The sequence below is a fragment of the Candidatus Sarcina troglodytae genome (genome assembly GCF_015708635.1).
Lineage (GTDB): Bacteria > Bacillota > Clostridia > Clostridiales > Clostridiaceae > Sarcina > Sarcina ventriculi.
Genome location: NZ_CP051754.1, coordinates 799,958 through 820,268 on the forward strand (window position 1 = coordinate 799,958; position 20,311 = coordinate 820,268).

Consider the following 20,311-nt stretch of genomic DNA (forward strand, 5'->3'; position numbering starts at 1 on the left):
TATGAAGGTTATGGGAACAAGCAATTTTGAATATGAAGATGGTGAGTTGAGTGAGGCTATTTTAGATATAGAGGAAAGGCATAATTTAAGAAAAGAAGAAAAAAACGATACTGAATTTGTAAATAGTATTTTAGAGGTAATGCTTGATTCATATATAAATAAATTCGATGCTAGAAGGGTTCAGATAATGGCTCACTTTAAAGTTATGATGATGCATTTTAAAGAGGATATTAAATATGCTGAGGATGAAAAAAATATAAAAAGAGCTATTGAAAGATATGATAAATCGTTAAAAAAGCAGATTAAAGTTACTGATAACGATTTAACGTTGGTTAGCTTGATGACTGATGTAGAAGAAATTGTAAAAGAGTTTTATGAAACAAGAAATATGGTAGATAAATTATATGATATGGTGATGGAAAAAAGATATTATTTTAAAGCAAAAATATTAGAAAATAGAAATAAAGTTTGCAATCATATAGATGAAGAATTTTCTAAATTACTTCAGACTGAAAAGGGAAAAGAATTTAAAGATTATATAATAAAAGCTCATAATCTATGTAAGAGTGAATTATTAGATGATAAAAGATTTAATCATATATAAATTTAAAATATTTTTATTATGATTAGATAAAAGTAGATAATATCTTATTAAATAAAAAGGTCTAACAAAAATGTTAAACCTTTTATAATTTAATTAACAGTTACATTCAAAAGAACCACAATCAGTTGTTTCAGCTGTTCTAGCTTCTGGTTTGTTTTTAGTAACCATTATTTTGTTTAAAGTGCAATAGTTGTCTTCATGACAATGGTATTTACATTCGTTTACTGTACATCCTATACTTTCATTATGTTTCATTTTAAATCACTCCTCTTTATTAATTAATCAACTAACTATTTGTTACTTGATGCTGTTATTATGTGAAATTTATTAATTTTTATTCATAGAAAAATAATACATATATAAAAGTAAAGGATTTGCTTATTTAATGATTTTTTGCAACAGTTAATTTTTGTTTTGCGGTTGCTTTTTTTATAAAAAATATAATTATTGATGCAATAACTATTATAATAGTTCCTATTATAGTGCTTGGAGATATTATTGTTCCCATTATTAAAAATACCAATATAGGTACTATTATTGGTTTTATATAAAAGGTAGCGGTTGCTGTAATGGCTGAGGTTTCTTTCATAGCTCCGACAAAGAAGAAAAATCCTAATCCTTTTACGACAATACCAACATAAATTAAAAGAGGTAAACTAGTTAAAGTTATTCCATGTATTATTGGTACACCTGTTATTCCCATAAAAACAAATAGTAAAATTGCACCCCAAAGAAATGAAATAGTATTTGTTACTGATTTACCATATTTATGTACATATTTTGTAGCAAATACATTAAATAAAGCTATGCATATAGCAGCACCTACTGCACAAAATATTCCTAAAATTTGATTTGGATGAGAATTTGTTTGTGAAAATGGGTTTGAAATTATTATTATACCGATTATAGCTAAGGTTATTGATATCCAAGCTTTGGGATTCATTTTTTCTTTTAATATAATTTGAGCAAGTGGTACTGTTATAATGGCATTGGAGCAGATTATGACAGCTACTATGGCGGGATTTGCATAAACTAATGCTTGTTGTGCTAAAGACATACCAATGGAAACTTGTATTATGCCTAAAAATCCAAAATAAAATATATCTTTTTTGTTTAATTTTAGATGTAATTTGCTTATGTCTTTTATAGCAAAAGGTAAAAGTATTAAAGCACCTATAAAATAACTAATAGAATTAATTTGCATTGAATTAAGATTCATATTACTTAAGTAACTACCGGATATTTCTTGGGTACTAAAGCAAAGTGCTGCTAAGAATATAAAAATAAAACCAGTATATTTTTTCATAATGACATCTCCAATCATTTTTAAATATTTAAATATTCTAACAATTAAGTTTATTGTTTAAAGATATATTAATATTTAAGATAAGTGATAAAAATTAAAATATTTTTATCACTTATTACTTTGTAGTGTTTAAGTAAAACATTTACATTAACTATATGAATAATTATAACAAGGTGTAATTTAAAAGTCAACAAATGTTAAATAAAATATCAATTGTTAAAAATAAACGTAAAATAATTTATAAAAATATTTCATTTGATATGAACAAATTAGTACTAAAATCATTGAAAATAAAAGAAATTAGAAAAAAGAGATTAAATATAACGTTTTTTAAAATGTTTAAAGATTTAAATTTTTTATTAAAAAATGTGATAAAATATTTCATGTGAAAAAATTAATTTTGTTAATTTTATATATTTAAATAATAACTATAAAGATTTATAAGATAAAATAAAAAATAGCTATCAAAAATCATTGATAGCTATTAAAATTAATTATTAATCACAAAGTGATAAAATTTTTAATGCTGTATCTTCATCTGTTATTAATACATTTACAAATTTACCTTTTAGCGCTCCAAGTATTGCTTCGGCTTTTAATTTTCCAGAAGCTATGGCTATTCTATATTTAATATTTAATATAGTTTTTAAGTCAACTCCTATAACTTTTTTATTTATATCGGAGTTAATTAGTTTTCCATTAATGTCATATGCATGACCATATATACAACCAACAGCGTTTTGTGGTTTTAAGTCATGGACTAGATATTTTGACCAAAGGCTAGAAGCAAATGCAGCTTCTGTTGTTCCAATTCCAGATAAAATTATGTCAGATTTATTTGCTAGAAAAAGTGTATCATGAATCACAGGCTCTTGCAGAAGATAAGCTCTAGCATATTCATTATCTACATAAAGTGGAGTATGTAAATATTTATACCCCCCACCATAACTATTTGCTACTTTTCTTATAAGTTCAGGTGAATCAATTAAAGGATCATCTTTAGCTGCAGAACCTACAAGTTGTAAAACAGTTATTGATTTTTTTTCTTTAGGATTTAAATATTTAATCATATTAGCTAAAGTTTTTCCCCATAACACTCCGATTATATAATTATTTTCTATTATAGAATCTAAATACTTAGCACCTATTTTACCAAGAGATGGTATTATTTCATCATAAGGAATTATAGTGGTATTTAGAATAAATATATTTTTTAAATCGAATTTTTTCTTAAATGTTTCTTCAAGATCAAGCATTCTTTTCCTAGGATAATTTATAGAAATTTCAACGACTTGTTTTTCTCTAGCTTCTTGGAGATATTTAGCTATTTTAAAGCGTGTACTAGAAACTTTATTTGCAATTTCACTTTGAGTCATTCCTAAATTATAATACATATTAGATATTTCAGCTAAAAAGGATAATTGTTCTGTTTTATTCATCTTTTCATAATTTTCTATCATAAAAAATTCCTTTCACAGTCAATATTAAATAATAAAAAATTAATATTGAAATCATTTGTGTTTTTGCCTTACAAATGTAATTAAATTATAAATTATTTTTTTTTAGCTTTCAACATTTAAATAATATGTTTAAAAATACTATAAATTTCGAAGTCGTTTTTTAAATAGTTATAGAAGTTTTATATACTTTAAAATATATAATTAGTGCATTTATTAAAAGTAATCCAGTTGTTATAAAGAATATGTATCTTATTCCAAAATACGCTCCGATTTGTCCACCTAAAATTGCACCTAAAAATGTACCTAAATATTGAAAGGACATATTAACTCCTAAGACTCTAGCTGTTACTTCTTTTTTAGTTGCCCTTTTTATCATTGAATTAATACCAGGAACTATTCCAGCTGTTGCAAAACCTAATATAATACGAAGAATTGTTAATTCAAAAGCATTGCTAACAAAAGCTTGAGGTAAATATATAATAGCAGAGAATATAAGAGATACTAAAATTATTTTTTTTGTACCAATTCTATCTGAGAGTTTTCCAAGGGCAGGTGCTGCTAAGATGCTTCCAAGACCTGTTGCAGAAAATGCTATTCCAGATATTAAAACTACATTGTATGTATTAGTGGTAAGGGTTGATATATATTGTGTCATCATAGGTTCTATAGAGTATAGAGCTGTTCTTAATATAAAACTTGTTGTAAATAGTGAAATTATAAGAGCAGGTTCAGGAACCATTTTCCATACCTCTTTAAATTTTAAATTGCTTGTTTTAATAACTTCAAATTTTTCTTTAACAAAGATAATTGTAGCAATAAAAGTTATAAATAATAAAATACCTATAACAAAAAAAACATTTCTAATTCCGATAGTATCAGCTAAATATCCACCAACTAAAGGTCCAACAAGAGATCCAGATACTGTGGCTGTTGATAAAACTCCAAGAGCCCAACCAACATGATTTTTATTAGTTTGAGTGGCTACTAAAGTTATGCATGCTGTAGTATAACCAGAAACTGCACCTTGAAGAGCTCTTAATATAGTTAGCTCATATACATTTTGGGAAAATCCCATCAAAAATATTACAATTGCCATTCCGATACTTGCCCTTAAAAGCATTGGTTTTCTTCCATGCTTATCAGACATTTTAGCCCACATAGGGGATACAATTGCAGATATCAAAAAAGTAATACCAAAACAGATTCCAGAGAGTATATCAACGTTATGAGCATTTTCTACTCCTAAATCTTTTATATATACAGGTAAAAAAGGAGCTATTTGACTTAGACCAATTGCAGTTATAAAAGCTCCAAACCAACATACAAATAAATTTCTTTTCCATATTTCCATATAATTAAATCTATTCCTTTCTTAAATAAGTTAATTTTAAATAGTTTATTAGTAAACACATAAATATAGTATAAAACTAAATAATACATATGTATAATATATGTTTTTATCAGATATATAAATAAAATATATAAGTCAAAAATATAAATATTATTTTAAAATTAATGTATACTTTTAAATAGTTGTAAAAAATTATTATTAAGGAGAAGAATATGGATAATGTATTAAGTTTAAATGAAATTTGTTTAGATATAGCATCTTTAGCTGCAAAAGCTATTTTATATGAAGTGTCTTGTTTTCCATCTCCAGGTCTTGTATCACCAGTATCTTCAGGTTCTCATGATGATATGAATTACTATACATTTATAGATAGTACATTTGCAATAACTAAATATTTGGCTCTTTTTGCGAATGAAGGAATGAAGGAAGAAGAATTATCTAAAATATTTTTAAATATAAAAAAAATAGGTATTAAAGCCGAGAAAGCTATGTTTAATTCTACGAAAAATGTAAATACTCATAAAGGAATGATATTTTTAATAGGGATTTGTATAGCGGCGTCTAGTTATGCAATATACCATAAAAAAGATTTTTATGATATTCAAAATATAATAAAAAGTATGTGTAAAGGAATAGTTAAAAATGATTTTAAAAATCTAGAAAAAAAGAAAAAAATAACTCATGGAGAAAAATTGTACTTACAATATGGAATAACTGGGATAAGAGGAGAGGTAGAAGATGGAATTCCATTAGCTTTTAACTATGGACTAGATTTATACGAAAATAGTTTATATTTAGAGGAAAATGAAAGACTTGTACATACTCTCATTGGAATAATGCAATTTTGTGATGATTCAACTGTTATACATAGGACTGGAATAGAAGGATTAAACTATGTAAAAAATGTATCAAAAGAAATTATGAATTTAGGTGGAATGAAGACTGATTTTGGGAAAAAAATGATAAGTAAATTAAATGATGATTTTATAAGTAAAAATATAAGCCCTGGGGGAAGTGCAGATATTTTAGGAGTTACTATATTTTTATACTTTATTAAAAGATATATGAAAAATTTATAGTATAACGAACATTAGAGAGAAAATGATAAATAAAATGTGGTATTTATAAATAACAATATTGAATATTTTATAAAAATATAATATAATTGTTCATGTTTGTAAAAAGAATTAATAAATATAAGGAGTTTATTATGGAAAATAATAACTATAACGTAAAAAGCACGAACTTTTGGACAACGCTATCAACATTTCAAAAATGGTTTTTAGTTATATTTGGGGTAGCAAGTGTTTTTTCTTTTATTAGTCCAGTACTTATGGGACAAGGATGGAACTCGGTTTTTACTCTTTTGGGGATAATTGGTTTTATATGTTCAATAAGTGGAGTAATAGCATCTATATATCAAGCTAGGGCAGAAATTATACTTTATGCTTTTTTATTAACTAACACTATTACATATGGATGGGTGTCATGGGAAAATGCTTTATATGGGCAAGTAATTCAAAATATAATATTACTTCTTCCAATACAAATTGCAGGGCTTATTGCTTGGAAGAGAAATTTAGCAAAATCAAAAAATAAAGAAATTCAAATAAAAAAATTTACAGCCAAAAAATGGATAATAACTATAATAGCACTATTTATTTGTTGGGGACTTTATTATCTTTTATTAGTTAATTTGCCAAACATAGCATCAGCAGTATTTGGTGTTACTATCTCACCAGATGCATCACCTGTTATGGATTCATTAACAACAGTTTTAACAGTAATGGCTATGATTTTAACTTCTTTAAGATACATAGAACAATGGTATTTTTGGATTATTTGTAATATAGGAGTTGTATTGTTTATACAAAGTTTATTTGAGACAAGTAATATTACAGCATCTATAATAGTTAGTGATTTTTCAGGAATGATAAATTGGGTACAATACGGGGTTGGAGCAATTTATGGATTCTATCTTTGGAGAAAGATGTATAATAAAAGACAGAGAGGATAATAATTATAAAATAAAATTTAATTATTTTCTAGTAAATAGTTAAATTAAAAAATAATTACTTGATAATAATTATTTTTTAATTTATAATAGTCATAAAATATTAGTTTTAGGAGGAATAACAATGGAAATAAGAATATGTCCTGCTTGTTCAGGAGTTGATATGGAAAAATTAAAAGCTTTAGTTGGAGAAAATAATGTAGATGATAACTGCATTGCACAATGCGGAGATGAGTTTACAGCATTTATAAATGATGAATTAGTTCAAGCAAATAGTGAAGAAGAATTTTTTGCAATGGTTAAAGAAAGAATGTAGTACATATAAAAAAACACACCTTAAATTTTAAGGTGTGTTTTTATTTTGTTAATCATAAATTTAGTATAAGATAAATTTCATAACGTGTATCAAATTAGTATTGACTACATATAATAATAGTAGTAAAATAATCGTATAAGATTAATCGTATAAGATTAATAGAAAGGTAATAAGAATGGATATTTTAAAAATAGATAGTCAATTGTGTTTTAAAGTTTATTCAGCATCAAAAAGTATAATAAGATTTTACAATCCATTATTAAAAAAGTTAAATTTAACTTATCCTCAATATTTAGTAATGCTTGTAATTTGGGAAAATAAATCTATATGCTTTAAAAATTTAAGTTGTATTCTTAGAATGAAGACAGGTACATTGACTCCAATAATAAGTAAGCTAGAGGAGAGTGGTTATATAAAAAGAGTAAAGGATGAGGCAGATGATAGAAAAATAAATATTGTTATAACTGATTTAGGAGAAGCTCTTAAAGGGGAAGCGATAAGCATTCCAGATAAAATAGCTTGTTCTTTAAATCTTTCAAATGAAGAGTATATTCATTATATGAAAGAATTTAATGATTTTTTAAATAAATTAGAGAAAATAGAAAAATATTGTGAATAAAGTTTAACTTGAAATAAATATTAAATTTAATAATAGTTATATATAAAAAATGACAAAATAAAATTAATAATTAAAGTTATAGGAGGAATAATAAATGAGATATGATATTGCAATAGTTGGAAGTGGCCCAGCAGGACTTTCAGCAGCTATAAATGGAAAAATTAGAAATAAAAATATAATAGTTTTTGGAACAAAGGAGTTAAGTGGAAAAGTAAATAAAGCACCAAAGATTAATAATTATCTTGGGCTTCCGGGCTTAGACGGTAAGGCTCTTAAAGAACATTTTACTGAGCATATAGAAAAGATGGGTATAACAATAACAGAAGAGAGAATTAATAATATTTATGCTATGGGTGATTATTTTGCTCTAATGGTTAATGAAAAAATGTACGAAGCATCAACAGTAATTCTTGCTACTGGAGTTGAATTTACAAGACCTATAAAAGGAGAAGAGCAATTTTTAGGAAGAGGAGTTGGATACTGTGCAACTTGTGATGCACCTCTTTATAAAAATAAAATAGTGGCTGTGGTTGGTTATAATCATGAAGCAGCAGAAGAAGCAAATTATGTAAGTGAACTTGCATCGAAAGTTTATTTTGTTCCTATGTATAATGGAGAGAAAGATTTAAATGATAATATAGAAATAATAAAGGAAAAACCAATAGAAGTTGCAGGTGAAAATTTAGTTAATAGGCTTATTTTCAAGGATAAAGAAGTGAAGGTTGATGGGGTATTCTTTTTAAAAGATAGTATAGCACCAAATCAATTAATGCCAGGTCTTGAAGTAGAGGGTGGTCATATAAAGGTTGATAGAACAATGGCTACAAATATTAAAGGGTGTTTTGCAGCAGGAGATATAGTTGGAAAACCATATCAATATATAAAGGGTGCTGGTGAAGGATTAGTTGCAGCTTTAAGTGCAGTTTCTTATTTAGAAAAGTTAAAAAAAAGTAATTAGTTAAGAATTTTAATAATAGACTATGCTAAAATTTGTTAAATATATAATGTTTTGGCGTGGTCTGTTATTTTTTATATAAAAATATATTTTTTTGAACAAAAAATTCTTTATTATTTACTAAGTTAAAATTTTATATATAATATATATGTAAGATTAATATAATTGTTTAAAATGTGATAATATTATAATACATAAATAAGTATTAAATTTAAAAAAGAAAGAAGGCTTAAGTTATGGCTACTGTAAAAATATTTAATAAAAAAATTTCTTGGGATGGCTTAAATTTAACTTGTGCAATGGAAAGATATTTAAATACTAATAACCTTGCATTAGAATTATATGATGAAGAAGGGGAATTTTATTTAGTAGCTACTCTTGATTCTAGACAAACACTACCAAAGACTAATAATGCTATAATATATAATGATAAAGAATGTGCAGGAATATTAAATGCATTTGCTAAAGTAAATATGGTCAAGGTTGTTGGTAAAATAGATGTAAAACTTATGATTAGAGATTTAGTTGTTGTAAATACTAGACAATTTGCTGAAGTTGATGAAGATGTGTTCCTAGAATTTGCAAAGAGTAGCTATACTGACTTAAATGAATTCTTAAATAGAAATAATGAAAATGTAAATGAAGAAGAAGTTATAGAAGAGGTAACAGAAAATATAGCTAAAGACGATGAAAAGATAGATTTTATGGATGATTTAGAATTAGATAAAAAATTAGAAGCTATTTTAAATGATTTATAAGATAGATAGTAAAATTAAGACTGTAAAATTTTTTGCAGCCTTAATTTTTTACTTAACAAACAGTTAAAACTTTTCTAAATGTATTTTCAAATAATATTTTTTTCATATGAAAATTTTTTAAGAACTCTTTATTGCACCTAAAATTAACATTTAGAACTATTTCATATGGATTAATACATATATCATTAATTTCAAATGAATCATCCTTGTAATAATCAATAGAATCGCAAACTCTTAAAATAGATATAATCTTTAGCAAAGAATCATAACTAAAGTCTTTTGAAATTTTTGCATCGTTAGAAATAAATTTTCTATGACTACAAGCCACTATTGATATAGGCATTGTCAAATCTTTAAAAAGATAATAAAATCTTTTATCTCCTAAAATTATATTTTTTGAATATTTGTGATGGTCTTTGTCATCTATATATTTTCCTATATCATGAAGAAGACTAGAACCTATAAGAATTAATTTTTCATCTTCAGTTAAAGAATAAGGATCTTTTAGTGAATTAAATAGCAACAAAGAAAATTTACAAACTCTAATGTGGTGGTTTATAGTTTTTTCAGAACAATATTCGCTACTTAAGTATAAAACATCCTTAATAGAAAAGTCAGACAATATTTACCTCCTAGTTTATAATTGCTAAGTAATATTTATTAGTATATTACTAGGTTATAATTAATTTATATTTATTATGTACTAAAAAGTAGTCAAATACAATAAGATTTATAATAAAAAGTTATAAGTTTTTATTAAATGCTAAAAATATGTAAATAGAACTTATTTTCATAGGTAAATTACTATGTTATATATAAAAAATATTTATTTTACTTATAATTTAAAAAGATGTATTATAAATATGTAGAAATAAAAGAAATTTAATCATTAATTATAAAAAAATGTAATATTTTTTATTTTGTAGGGGTTTAAATTAGTTTTAGTTACACTAGATCGGATAAATGTTAAATTAGCTTTTATTTAAATAAAAAAAGTTTTAGTTACATTAAAGAGCGGAAAAGATAAATAGGGATAGATTTTATACATTTTTGTTTAAAATTTATCTCTTTTTATTATGGGTAAAATAAAAAAATCATAATTATTTGTTGAATAAATAAAATATTATTTTTAAAATATATTATATAAGAATTTTTATTATATAATTAATATTGAGAGTTTGGTGCAATTATGAATTTTAGAAGACTAGAAATATTTTATGAAACTGCTAAAAATTTAAGTATGACAGAAGCAAGTAAAAAATTATATATAACTCAACCATCGGTAAGCCAAGCTATTAAAGAATTAGAAGAGGAGATTAATTCGAAGCTTTTTGATAGGATAGGAAAAAAATTATATTTAACTCATGAAGGTGAGATATTTTTAATTTATACAAGAAGAATATTAAATTTATATGAGGAAAGTAATAAAATTTTAAGTGAAATCAATGATGGTGAGAGGGGGAAAATTTATTTAGGGGCAAGTTCTACTATAGGGACTTATATACTTCCAGAGATAATGAATAATTATTGCAATGATTATAAAAATATAGATATATCATTAAAAATAGGAAATACTGAGAGTATTGAGAGTTTGGTTTTAAATAATGAAGTGGATTTTGGATTTATAGAGGGAAATTTAAAAAGTAATGAAATTATAAAAACAATTATGTGGGAAGATGAAATTGTTTTTATATGTAATAATAAACACAGGCTTTCCAATTTAGATTTTATAGATAGCAATGAGATTAGAAAAGAGAAGCTTATAATAAGAGAAAAGGGAAGTGGTTTGCGTGAAACTGTGGATAATTATTTAATTAATAATCACATAACCCATAATATATTTATGGAACTTGGAAATTCAGAAGCTATTATAAGGACGGTTAAAAATGGTTTGGGAATTGGATGTATTTCTTTAAAGTGTATAGAAAATACTAATTTTGGAGAAAGAATAAAGATATTAAGACTAAAAAATGGTGCTATAAAAAGAAAACTCTATCTTATTGTCCATAAAGATAAATTACTTACTAAAAATATGAAGAATTTTATAGAATATGCTATAAATAATAAATAAATTTAACTTTAATGTTATATAAAAATACATATAAAATTAGTATTATCACATTTATTGATATATAATATGATTTGAAAGATTAATAATAAGCGAGAAAGCAAAAGAGAAAATAAGATTAAGGTAGGATAGTATGATAGAAGAATTAAGGACTTTTATAGCGGTAGTAGAATATGAAAATTTCACAAAGGCAGGTGAAATTTTACATTTATCTCAACCAAGTGTAAGTGTGCATATTAAAAATTTAGAAAAACAATTTAATACAGATCTTATAAGTAGGTCTGTAAAGCAAAAAAACATAGTTATAACAGAAAGTGGGAGAGTTCTTTATAAAAGAGCAAAGGAAATAATAAAGATATTAGAAGATACAAAAAATGAAGTTGAAAATATTTCAAATGTTGTCAATGGACATCTTAGAATCGGGGCTAGTTATACTATAGGAGAATATTTTCTACCAGCTTTCTTAGGGTATTTTGTAAAAAAATATCCTGATGTTAAAATAGAACTTATTATAGATAACACTAGAAAAATATGTGAAAAAGTAAAACATTTTAAAGTAGATATAGGGCTTATAGAGGGAAATCCAACATCCTTTGAATTTGAACAAGAACATTTTTTAAGGGATAATTTGGTTTTGATGCTACCTAATGAATATGAACATATAAGGGCAACTAAAGATTATTCATGTCTTCAAAATTTAAATTGGGTAACAAGAGAAGTTGGCTCTGCAACTCGTGAATCTTTAAATATGTTTTTAAATGCAAATAAAATAGTTCCTAAGGGAATAATAACTTTAGGAAGTAGCTTTGCTGTAAAAGAAGCTGTCAAAAATGATTTAGGAATAACATTAATATCTGACTTTGTTGTTAAACATGAAGTGGAATTTGATAATAATATAAGTATTGTAGAATTAGATGATATATACAAAAGATATTTTTCTTATATATTACCTAAAAAGATAAAATATTCAAATGCTGTAGCGGCATTTAAAGAAGAGCTTAGCAAAAATGCAACATCTTTTAAAAGATAAATTTTAGTAGAATTTTATATATTAAAGTAGTATTATTAAACTTAAAACACGTATGATAATTTCCGAAAGGGGTTGGGATTAAAAATCATGGATAAAATAGTGAGGGTAGGAGTAGATATTGGTTCTACAACTATAAAAATGGTAGTTCTAGATGAAGATAATAAGCTAATTTATAAGACATATAGAAGGCATATGGCTAATATAAGAAATGCTTTTTTAGAATGTTTAAATGATGCTAAGGATTTTATAAAAGATAGTAATATAAAATGTACAATAGCTGGTTCAGGTGGTATGACATTAGCAAATGATTTAGGAATAGAATTTATTCAAGAAGTAATAGCTAGTACTAAAGCTATTAAAGATAATAATCCTGATGCTGATGTTGTAATAGAGCTTGGTGGCGAAGATGCTAAGATAACATATTTACAAGGTGGAGTAGAACAAAGAATGAATGGTACTTGTGCAGGTGGTACGGGAGCATTCATAGACCAAATGGCAACACTTTTAAATATGGATGCTACAAAACTTAATGAAATAGCTAAAGCTTATTCACATATATATCCAATTGCTGCTAGATGTGGAGTTTTCGCTAAAACAGATGTACAACCCTTAATAAATGAAGGTGCAGATAAGGCAGATATTGCAATGTCAATATTTCATGCAGTAGTTGTTCAAACTATAAGCGTATTAGCTTGTGGAAGACCTATAAAAGGAAAGGTTGCATTTTTAGGAGGGCCTTTAACATTTTTATCAGAGCTTAGAAATAGATTTATAGAAGTTTTAAATCTTAAAGAGGAAGATGTTATTTTTCCAAGAAATTCAGAGCTTTATGTGGCTTTAGGTGCAGCATTAAGTTGTGAATCTGAAATTAGTTTTATTTATGAAGATATAATATATAAGTTAAATAATATAGGAGAATTTCAAAGTGAAAAAACAAATACTTTAGATGCTTTATTTAAAAATGAAGAGGAATATAGAGAATTTAAGGAAAGGCATGAAAAAAATAATATAAAGAAGTTAGATATAAAAGCAGCAAATGGAAACTGTTATTTAGGGATAGATGCAGGTTCAACTACAACCAAAGCAGCATTAATAAATGAAAATGGGGAAATTCTTTATTCATACTATGGTGGTAATGAAGGTAACCCTGTAAATACTTCAAAAAATATATTGTTAGACATATATAAAAACTTGCCTGATAAAGCCAAAATAGTAAATAGTGCGGTCACAGGGTATGGAGAAGCGTTATTAAAAGAAGCTTTTTGTATAGATATTGGAGAAATTGAGACGGTAGCTCACTATAAAGCAGCTAAATTCTTCTTAGATGACGTGGATTTTATATTAGATATTGGTGGGCAAGATATGAAATGCTTAAAAATTAAGGATGGAGTAATTCAAAGCATAACTTTAAATGAAGCGTGCTCAGCTGGATGTGGTTCATTTTTACAAGCATTTTCTAAATCTTTAGGATATGAAATAGAAGACTTTGCAAATAAAGCATTGTTTGCAAAAGAACCTGTTGATTTAGGTTCTAAGTGCACAGTATTTATGAATTCAAAAGTAAAGCAAGCACAAAGGGAAGGTTATAGTGTAGAGGATATATCTGCAGGTCTTGCTTATTCTGTAGTTAAAAATACCTTATATAAAGTAATAAAACTTAGAAATCCCGAAGATTTAGGCAAAAATATAGTTGTTCAAGGTGGAACATTTTATAATGAGGCTGTTTTAAGAAGTTTTGAAATCTTATCAGGAAGAAATGTTACAAGACCTAATATTTCAGGACTTATGGGAGCATATGGTGCAGCTCTTTTAGCTAGAGAAAGATTTGAGGATGGATATAAAACTACTCTTTTATCTAATGAAGATGTAAGGAATATAACTTTAAACACTAATATGACTAGGTGTGGGCTTTGTTCAAATAATTGCCAATTAACAATAAATAAATTTAATAATAATAAGAGATTTATATCAGGAAATAGGTGTGAAAGACCTTTAGGAAACAAGGAGCACAATAAAGATATACCAAATCTTTATGAGTATAAATATGAAAAATTATTTTCCTATAAACCTTTAGAGAAAGATAAAGCTAAAAGAGGAATTATTGGAATACCGAGGGTTTTAAATATGTATGAAAATTACCCATTTTGGTTTACATTCTTTGATGATTTAGGCTTTAGGGTTATAATATCTGATAATTCATCTAAGGCTCTTTATGAAAAAGGATTAGATTCTATAGCGTCAGAGAGTGCATGTTATCCTGCAAAGCTTGTTCATGGTCATGTAGAAAATTTAATAGAAAAAGGTATTAAAAATATATTCTTGCCTTGCATAATTCATGAGATTAAGGAAATAGAAAATGCAGATAATTGTTTTAATTGTCCTGTTGTAACATCTTATGGTGAAGCTATAAAAAATAATATGGAATCATTAAAAGAACATGATGTGAATTTTATAAATCCATTTTTACCTTTTAGAAATAAGGATAAACTTAAAAAGAGATTAGTTTCAGAACTTAAAATGTTTGATTTATCTAAAGGAGAAGTGTCTAAGGCTGTAGATAAAGCTTGGAATGAGCTACAAAAATGTAAGTTAGACATAAGAAAAAAAGGTGAAGAGGCGTTAAAATATATTGAAGATAATAATATTAAGGGAATTTTATTAGGTGGAAGACCATACCATATAGACCCAGAAATAAATCACGGTATACCAAAAATAATAAATAGCTTAGGAATGGCAGTATTTACGGAAGATTCTGTATCACACTTAGGAAAGGTTCAAGATAAGCTTCAAGTAGTAGATCAATGGGCGTATCATTCAAGACTTTACACATCTTCAACATTTATTTCTAATAGAGATGATATAGAACTTGTGCAATTGACTTCTTTTGGTTGTGGTTTAGATTCAATAACAACAGATCAAGTAAATGATATATTAACTGATAAAGATAAGATTTATACTAATATAAAAATTGATGAAGGAAGCAATTTAGGAGCGGCTAGAATAAGGCTTAGGTCATTAAAAGCTGCTATGGATGAAAGAGAGAGAACAAATTTTATAAGACATGAAAAGGAAAAAGAACCTAAAAAGAAATTTGTAAATCCAGGGAAAAATAGAACAATATTAATCCCTCAATTTTCACCTATTCATTTTGAACTTATGAAAGGACTTATGGGCAATTATGGTTATGATATAGTTGTTCTTGATGAATCTAAAAATGCAATAAATGAAGGGTTAAAGCATTTAAATAATGATGTTTGTTATCCTGCAATAGTTGTTATTGGTCAAATATTAGATGCCTTAAAATCAGGTAAATATGATGTTAATAATGTTACAATACTCTTAGCTCAAACAGAAGGCCAATGTAGATTTACAAATTATATAAAACTTTTAGAGAGAGGATTAAAAGATGCTGGGTTTAATGATATTCCTATACTATCTTTTAATATGGCAGGAGCCAAGAAAGAATATGCTTTAGAAGGATTAAATTTAGAATTTCTTACAAAATCCTTAGCGGGTATGATATATGGTGACCTTTTAACAAAAGTATTATATAGGGTTAGACCTTATGAGAAGATAAAAGGAAGTACACAAAAAGCTTATGATAAATGGATGAACATTTGTAAAGAATCTTTTAAACATCCAATAAAATCACAGTATAAGCATATTATAAGTGGAATAATAAAAGATTTTGAGGCTATTCCAAGAATTAATATTGAAAAGCCAAAAGTTGGGGTAGTTGGTGAGCTTTTAGTTAAGTTAAATCCTGTTGCTAATAATAGAATAGTAAATATGTTAGAAAGTGAAGGAGTAGAAGTTGTATCTAATGATCTTTTATCTATAATGTTATCTTCTAGTTATAATAAGATATTTAATTACAAAAAATTAGATGGAAAATTTATAGATAGTTTAAAAGGTGGTTTTACTATTAAATTCATTGAAAGATATCAAAAGGTATATTTAGATGCATTAAAAAATAGTAAATTATTCTATCCATCTGAAAAAATAGGTGAACTTGCTAAAAAAGCGAGCAGTATAATTTCTTTAGGTAATCAATCAGGAGAAGGTTGGAGGCTTCCAGGAGAGATAATAGAGCTTGCTGATTGGGGAGTTAATAATATAATATGTGTTCAACCATTTGGATGTTTACCAGCTCATTCAAATGCAAGGGGAACTATAAAAGCTTTAAAAGATAAATATAAAAATTTAAATATAGTTCCAATAGAGTATGATCCAGGTTCTAGTGAAGTAAATCAAATAAACAGAATAAAACTTATGTTAGCTAGTGCTTTTAATAAAATATAAATAATTAAAAAAGCTTGATTAAATTCAAGCTTTTTTAATATTTTATTTTACAAATATAAAAAATATTTGATTTATAAATATGTAAAAATATGGTAAAATTAATTTAAATATCTATTATTTGGAGAGAAATTATGAAGAATAATATTAAATTTATATTAAAGATTGCTATAATTTACATGTTTGTAGCTATATTTTGTTCATTTATTTTTTCTAAGTCTTATTATGATATATTTACTTTGGATAATTTGGGTAACATAAGTTATGATGAGTTTTTAAGTATTTTAAAAAATTTATTAAAAGGAATAATATATGGAGGGGTATTATTTATTATTAAAGATTCATATATAGGTAAAGATTATGGATATATTAGAATTTTTTTAGTTATAATGGTTTTAGGAATTATAAACATTAAAAAATTTTCTTTTTATACATTAGATAGCTTTTACAATAATATTTCTGTAGGCTTTAAAATAAAGGGAATTTTAGAGGTAGCGTTAGAGACAATTATTTTTTCATTTTTAGTTGCTATGCCAAAATCACATGATAAAAATAAAAAGGAATGTTTAGTATCAGGTGGACTAACTATTATAAGTTTATTTGTATGTAACATAATAATATATAAGTTATCTAATATTTCTCTGGCTTATAAATTATATAAAGAAGATATTTTTATAATAATAGTATCTGCTATGGCAGTATTTATAGCTACAAAATGGTTCTATAAGACCAAACATAAAAAAAAATATTTAATAATCATAGGTATATATTATTTATTAATAGCACTTATACCGTTTATATATTCAAACATATTTTTATTTTCCTCATTTTATAAGTATGGAATTTCGCTTCTTATAAATTTGATTCCAGTTAATATATTAATTTTATATAATGCTGTGTCTAAAATATCATAATCTATTTATTGTTTAAATTGAATACAAAATACTGTAAAAGTTATAAAACTTACAATATATTTCTATAAAATTAATTTAATTTTAATAAAATATTAAAAAAATATGATATAATTAAAAATATAGCGAAAATTATTGCGAGTTTAGCTATATGCTTTAAATAATTAATAATTTTGCCTTAAATATTAATTGTTTTTTTATTTAAATTAAATAATTTGTTATAGGAAAATTTTAAAAAGAGAGGTGAAATCGTTAATAAAGTTAAATGCTTTATAGCGAAAGAGTATGAATAGATTACAAGAAGTTTTAGAATATAATAAGAAATTTGTAGAACAAAAAGGATACGAAAAATATATAACATCAAAACATCCAGATAAAAAGATGGTTATTTTAACTTGTATGGATGCTAGACTTACAGATTTGCTTCCAAAAGCTATGAATATAAAAAATGGTGACGCTAAAATAATAAAAAATGCAGGTGCAACGATAGCACACCCTTTTGGTAGTGCTATGAGAAGTATCATAGTTGCAATTTATGAGTTTAATGCTGAAGATGTTTTTATAGTTGCACATAAAGGATGTGGAATGTCTAATTTAGATACATCATTATTTATTAAAACAATTATAAATAGAGGAGTGTCTGAAGAAATAATAGATACTGTATATAATTCAGGAATAAATATAAAAAAGTGGCTTCATGGATTTGACTCAGTTGAGGAGTCAGTAAAGGATAGTGTGGAAGTTGTAAGAAAACATCCACTTATACCTAAAGATGTAAGAGTTCATGGACTTGTTATAGATTCTTCAACTGGTGAACTTGAAGTTATAGTTGATGGAAATAAATAAGGAAGCTTTAAAGCTTCCTTATTTAAATATTTTAAATTTATTCTGCAACGTCTATAAAGGAAAATTTATCAACATTAAATAAGCCTTTATCAGTAATTTTTAAAGATGGGATTACAGGAAGGGATAAAAATGATAGAGTTAAAAAAGGATTAAAGTTTATTTTAGGTGCTATTATATCTATTGCATTGTGCAGATTTTCTAAATCCTTTAAAACTTCATCAACAGGACGTTCTGTTATAAGCCCACCTACTTCTAAAGAAAGAGATGCTAAAATTTTACCATCTTTACAAATAGAAATTCCACCCTGTATATTTTTAAGATTTTCTATAGCTTTTAACATATCCAAATCATTAGTTCCACAAACTATAAGATTATGAGAATCATGAGCTATTGTAGTTGCTATTGCACCAGATTCTATTTTTAATCCATTTATAATTCCAAGTCCAATGTTTCCAGTATTTTTATGCCTTTCTATAACTGCAATTTTTAATAAATCATTATGGATGGATGGTATAAATTCATCTCCTAGGTTTAAATCTTTAATATTTAGTTTTAAATGATTACTTTCTAATTTGTTTGGTATTATTTCGATAACATTTAAAATATTTTTATTTTTAATATTTATTTTAAAATCATTTACGGTTAACTTGCTAAAATTCATAGTACAAGGAAGATTAGAATTTGATGGTTTGTATGAATCTATATTAACTAATTTGTTATCCTTAACTACAAGACGACCATTTTTATAAACTGAATTTATAGAAAATGTATTTAAATCATCTAAAATTAAAAAATCCGCAATATATCCTGGAGCTATAGCCCCTTTATATTTTATATTATAGCATTCACAAGTATTTAATGTTGCCATTTGTATCGCTGTTTCAGGCATAATACCATGGTTTATACACATTTTAATAGAATTATTTATTGTTCCATTTTTTATAATATCATCAATATGTTTATCATCTGTACAAAGACATAATCTTCTACTGTTTAATGCAGATACACTTTTTACAAGTTCATTTAAGTTTTTAGCAACCGTACCCTCTCTTATAAGAACATACATTCCACGTCTTACTTTATCTATAAGTTCTTCACTTGTATGGCTTTCATGATCTGTTAGTATGTTAGCAGTTGCATAAGTATTTATTAAATCTATAGAAAAGCCAGCTGCGTGCCCATCAATTGTTTTATTATTTTCTCTAGCATCCCAAAGCTTTTCTATCATATCTTTTTCGCAATTTAAAACAGAAGGGAAATTCATAACTTCAGCTAATCCTAAAACTTTATTGTTGCAATAATAGGGACTTAAATCTGTGCTATTTAAGACAGCTCCTGAATTTTCAAAAGATGTAGCTGGTACACAAGAGGGTAACATAAAATAAAAATCAAAAGGGAGATTTGAACTTTTTGATAACATAAAATCTATTCCTTTTGTACCAAGTACATTGGCTATTTCATGAGGATCTACTATCATAGATGTCACTCCATGAATTAGTGCTGTTTGATAATATTGATCAGGGGTTAAAAGAGAAGATTCTATATGAGCGTGAGCATCTATAAGACTTGGACAGATATATTTTCCTGTTCCATCAAGTTCTAATTTTCCGCTATATTCACCAATTCCAACTATATATCCATTAAGTATAGCTACATCTGAAATGAATGTAGAACTTTGAAAGACATCTACAATATTAATATTTTTAATTACTAAATCGCATGGAATTTTTTTAGCAGAAGCTTTAATTGATTTTACAAAATTTTCCTTATTCAT

The 20,311-nt window shown here is 25.7% G+C and carries 18 protein-coding genes; 12 read left to right on the forward strand and 6 right to left on the reverse strand.

Annotated elements, in window-relative coordinates; translation table 11 throughout:
• Nucleotide 1: 1 nt before the first annotated feature.
• On the forward strand, nt 2–604 hold the full coding sequence (locus HH195_RS03505) for a hypothetical protein (protein WP_196371595.1): 603 nt from the start codon (nt 2–4) through the stop codon (nt 602–604).
• A gap of 93 nt (nt 605–697) precedes the next feature.
• Here HH195_RS03505 and HH195_RS03510 read toward each other — a convergent pair whose 3' ends face one another.
• The 4 genes from HH195_RS03510 to HH195_RS03525 all read right to left on the reverse strand — a co-directional run bounded on the left by HH195_RS03510 (nt 698) and on the right by HH195_RS03525 (nt 4,721).
• Entirely contained in the window at nt 698–859 is a 162-nt protein-coding gene (locus HH195_RS03510; protein ID WP_196371596.1) for a DUF1540 domain-containing protein, read from the reverse strand.
• 127 nt (nt 860–986) lie between these two features.
• Entirely contained in the window at nt 987–1,910 is a 924-nt protein-coding gene (locus HH195_RS03515) for a DMT family transporter (protein WP_196371597.1), read from the reverse strand.
• A gap of 497 nt (nt 1,911–2,407) precedes the next feature.
• Complete coding sequence (locus HH195_RS03520; RefSeq protein ID WP_243278538.1) at nt 2,408–3,370, reverse strand: sugar-binding transcriptional regulator; 963 nt, start codon at nt 3,368–3,370, stop codon at nt 2,408–2,410.
• Between the two features lie 160 nt (nt 3,371–3,530).
• Nucleotides 3,531–4,721 (reverse strand): multidrug efflux MFS transporter, encoded by a 1,191-nt coding sequence (locus HH195_RS03525; RefSeq protein ID WP_196371598.1) that lies wholly within the window; start codon nt 4,719–4,721, stop codon nt 3,531–3,533.
• Between the two features lie 212 nt (nt 4,722–4,933).
• On the opposite strand from HH195_RS03525, the gene citG reads away from it, so the two are divergent.
• The 6 genes from citG to HH195_RS03555 all read left to right on the forward strand — a co-directional run bounded on the left by citG (nt 4,934) and on the right by HH195_RS03555 (nt 9,383).
• The gene (citG, locus tag HH195_RS03530; protein WP_196371599.1) at nt 4,934–5,800 is read left to right on the forward strand and encodes a triphosphoribosyl-dephospho-CoA synthase CitG; all 867 of its coding nucleotides are present in this window, start codon (nt 4,934–4,936) and stop codon (nt 5,798–5,800) included.
• A gap of 131 nt (nt 5,801–5,931) precedes the next feature.
• A complete protein-coding gene (gene pnuC, locus HH195_RS03535; protein WP_196371600.1) occupies nt 5,932–6,738 on the forward strand; it encodes a nicotinamide riboside transporter PnuC in 807 nt (268 codons plus the stop codon).
• Nucleotides 6,739–6,859: 121 nt separating this feature from the next.
• Nucleotides 6,860–7,051, forward strand: a complete 192-nt coding sequence (locus HH195_RS03540) for a hypothetical protein (protein ID WP_055258007.1) — start codon at nt 6,860–6,862, stop codon at nt 7,049–7,051.
• A 175-nt stretch (nt 7,052–7,226) separates the two neighbouring features.
• Complete coding sequence (locus HH195_RS03545) at nt 7,227–7,670, forward strand: MarR family winged helix-turn-helix transcriptional regulator (protein ID WP_058993097.1); 444 nt, start codon at nt 7,227–7,229, stop codon at nt 7,668–7,670.
• A gap of 94 nt (nt 7,671–7,764) precedes the next feature.
• Complete coding sequence (locus HH195_RS03550) at nt 7,765–8,628, forward strand: NAD(P)/FAD-dependent oxidoreductase (RefSeq protein ID WP_055258003.1); 864 nt, start codon at nt 7,765–7,767, stop codon at nt 8,626–8,628.
• A 233-nt stretch (nt 8,629–8,861) separates the two neighbouring features.
• Nucleotides 8,862–9,383: a hypothetical protein gene (locus HH195_RS03555; protein ID WP_196371601.1), complete on the forward strand. Its 522-nt coding sequence runs from the start codon at nt 8,862–8,864 to the stop codon at nt 9,381–9,383.
• Between the two features lie 52 nt (nt 9,384–9,435).
• Here the strand turns inward: HH195_RS03555 and HH195_RS03560 are convergent, their stop codons facing one another.
• Nucleotides 9,436–10,005: an HD domain-containing protein gene (locus HH195_RS03560; protein ID WP_058993099.1), complete on the reverse strand. Its 570-nt coding sequence runs from the start codon at nt 10,003–10,005 to the stop codon at nt 9,436–9,438.
• A gap of 567 nt (nt 10,006–10,572) precedes the next feature.
• Between HH195_RS03560 and HH195_RS03565 the strand changes: the two genes are divergently transcribed.
• From HH195_RS03565 to HH195_RS03585, 5 genes are all read left to right on the forward strand, one after another.
• Nucleotides 10,573–11,454 (forward strand): LysR family transcriptional regulator, encoded by an 882-nt coding sequence (locus HH195_RS03565; RefSeq protein ID WP_196371602.1) that lies wholly within the window; start codon nt 10,573–10,575, stop codon nt 11,452–11,454.
• 130 nt (nt 11,455–11,584) lie between these two features.
• Nucleotides 11,585–12,481, forward strand: a complete 897-nt coding sequence (locus tag HH195_RS03570) for a LysR substrate-binding domain-containing protein (protein WP_196371603.1) — start codon at nt 11,585–11,587, stop codon at nt 12,479–12,481.
• Nucleotides 12,482–12,568: 87 nt separating this feature from the next.
• Nucleotides 12,569–16,783, forward strand: coding sequence for an acyl-CoA dehydratase activase-related protein (locus HH195_RS03575; RefSeq protein WP_196371604.1), 4,215 nt, complete (start codon nt 12,569–12,571; stop codon nt 16,781–16,783).
• Nucleotides 16,784–16,914: 131 nt separating this feature from the next.
• The gene (locus HH195_RS03580) at nt 16,915–17,694 is read left to right on the forward strand and encodes a hypothetical protein (RefSeq protein WP_058993105.1); all 780 of its coding nucleotides are present in this window, start codon (nt 16,915–16,917) and stop codon (nt 17,692–17,694) included.
• A 282-nt stretch (nt 17,695–17,976) separates the two neighbouring features.
• Entirely contained in the window at nt 17,977–18,537 is a 561-nt protein-coding gene (locus HH195_RS03585) for a beta-class carbonic anhydrase (RefSeq protein WP_055257991.1), read from the forward strand.
• 37 nt (nt 18,538–18,574) lie between these two features.
• Here HH195_RS03585 and ade read toward each other — a convergent pair whose 3' ends face one another.
• Nucleotides 18,575–20,311 (reverse strand): adenine deaminase, encoded by a 1,737-nt coding sequence (ade, locus tag HH195_RS03590; protein WP_196371605.1) that lies wholly within the window; start codon nt 20,309–20,311, stop codon nt 18,575–18,577.

Excerpts from the sequence above, each read along its gene's own strand:
- HH195_RS03585 (WP_055257991.1), top strand. The coding sequence starts at position 17,977 with ATGAATAGATTACAAGAAGTTTTAGAATATAATAAGAAATTTGTAGAA.
- HH195_RS03550 (WP_055258003.1), top strand. The coding sequence starts at position 7,765 with ATGAGATATGATATTGCAATAGTTGGAAGTGGCCCAGCAGGACTTTCA.
- HH195_RS03570 (WP_196371603.1), top strand. The coding sequence starts at position 11,585 with ATGATAGAAGAATTAAGGACTTTTATAGCGGTAGTAGAATATGAAAAT.
- HH195_RS03510 (WP_196371596.1), bottom strand. The coding sequence starts at position 859 with ATGAAACATAATGAAAGTATAGGATGTACAGTAAACGAATGTAAATAC.
- ade (WP_196371605.1), bottom strand. The coding sequence starts at position 20,311 with ATGAATAAGGAAAATTTTGTAAAATCAATTAAAGCTTCTGCTAAAAAA.
- HH195_RS03575 (WP_196371604.1), top strand. The coding sequence starts at position 12,569 with ATGGATAAAATAGTGAGGGTAGGAGTAGATATTGGTTCTACAACTATA.
- HH195_RS03555 (WP_196371601.1), top strand. The coding sequence starts at position 8,862 with ATGGCTACTGTAAAAATATTTAATAAAAAAATTTCTTGGGATGGCTTA.
- pnuC (WP_196371600.1), top strand. The coding sequence starts at position 5,932 with ATGGAAAATAATAACTATAACGTAAAAAGCACGAACTTTTGGACAACG.
- HH195_RS03515 (WP_196371597.1), bottom strand. The coding sequence starts at position 1,910 with ATGAAAAAATATACTGGTTTTATTTTTATATTCTTAGCAGCACTTTGC.
- HH195_RS03545 (WP_058993097.1), top strand. The coding sequence starts at position 7,227 with ATGGATATTTTAAAAATAGATAGTCAATTGTGTTTTAAAGTTTATTCA.
- HH195_RS03505 (WP_196371595.1), top strand. The coding sequence starts at position 2 with ATGAAGGTTATGGGAACAAGCAATTTTGAATATGAAGATGGTGAGTTG.
- HH195_RS03540 (WP_055258007.1), top strand. The coding sequence starts at position 6,860 with ATGGAAATAAGAATATGTCCTGCTTGTTCAGGAGTTGATATGGAAAAA.
- HH195_RS03580 (WP_058993105.1), top strand. The coding sequence starts at position 16,915 with ATGAAGAATAATATTAAATTTATATTAAAGATTGCTATAATTTACATG.
- HH195_RS03565 (WP_196371602.1), top strand. The coding sequence starts at position 10,573 with ATGAATTTTAGAAGACTAGAAATATTTTATGAAACTGCTAAAAATTTA.
- citG (WP_196371599.1), top strand. The coding sequence starts at position 4,934 with ATGGATAATGTATTAAGTTTAAATGAAATTTGTTTAGATATAGCATCT.
- HH195_RS03520 (WP_243278538.1), bottom strand. The coding sequence starts at position 3,370 with ATGATAGAAAATTATGAAAAGATGAATAAAACAGAACAATTATCCTTT.
- HH195_RS03525 (WP_196371598.1), bottom strand. The coding sequence starts at position 4,721 with ATGGAAATATGGAAAAGAAATTTATTTGTATGTTGGTTTGGAGCTTTT.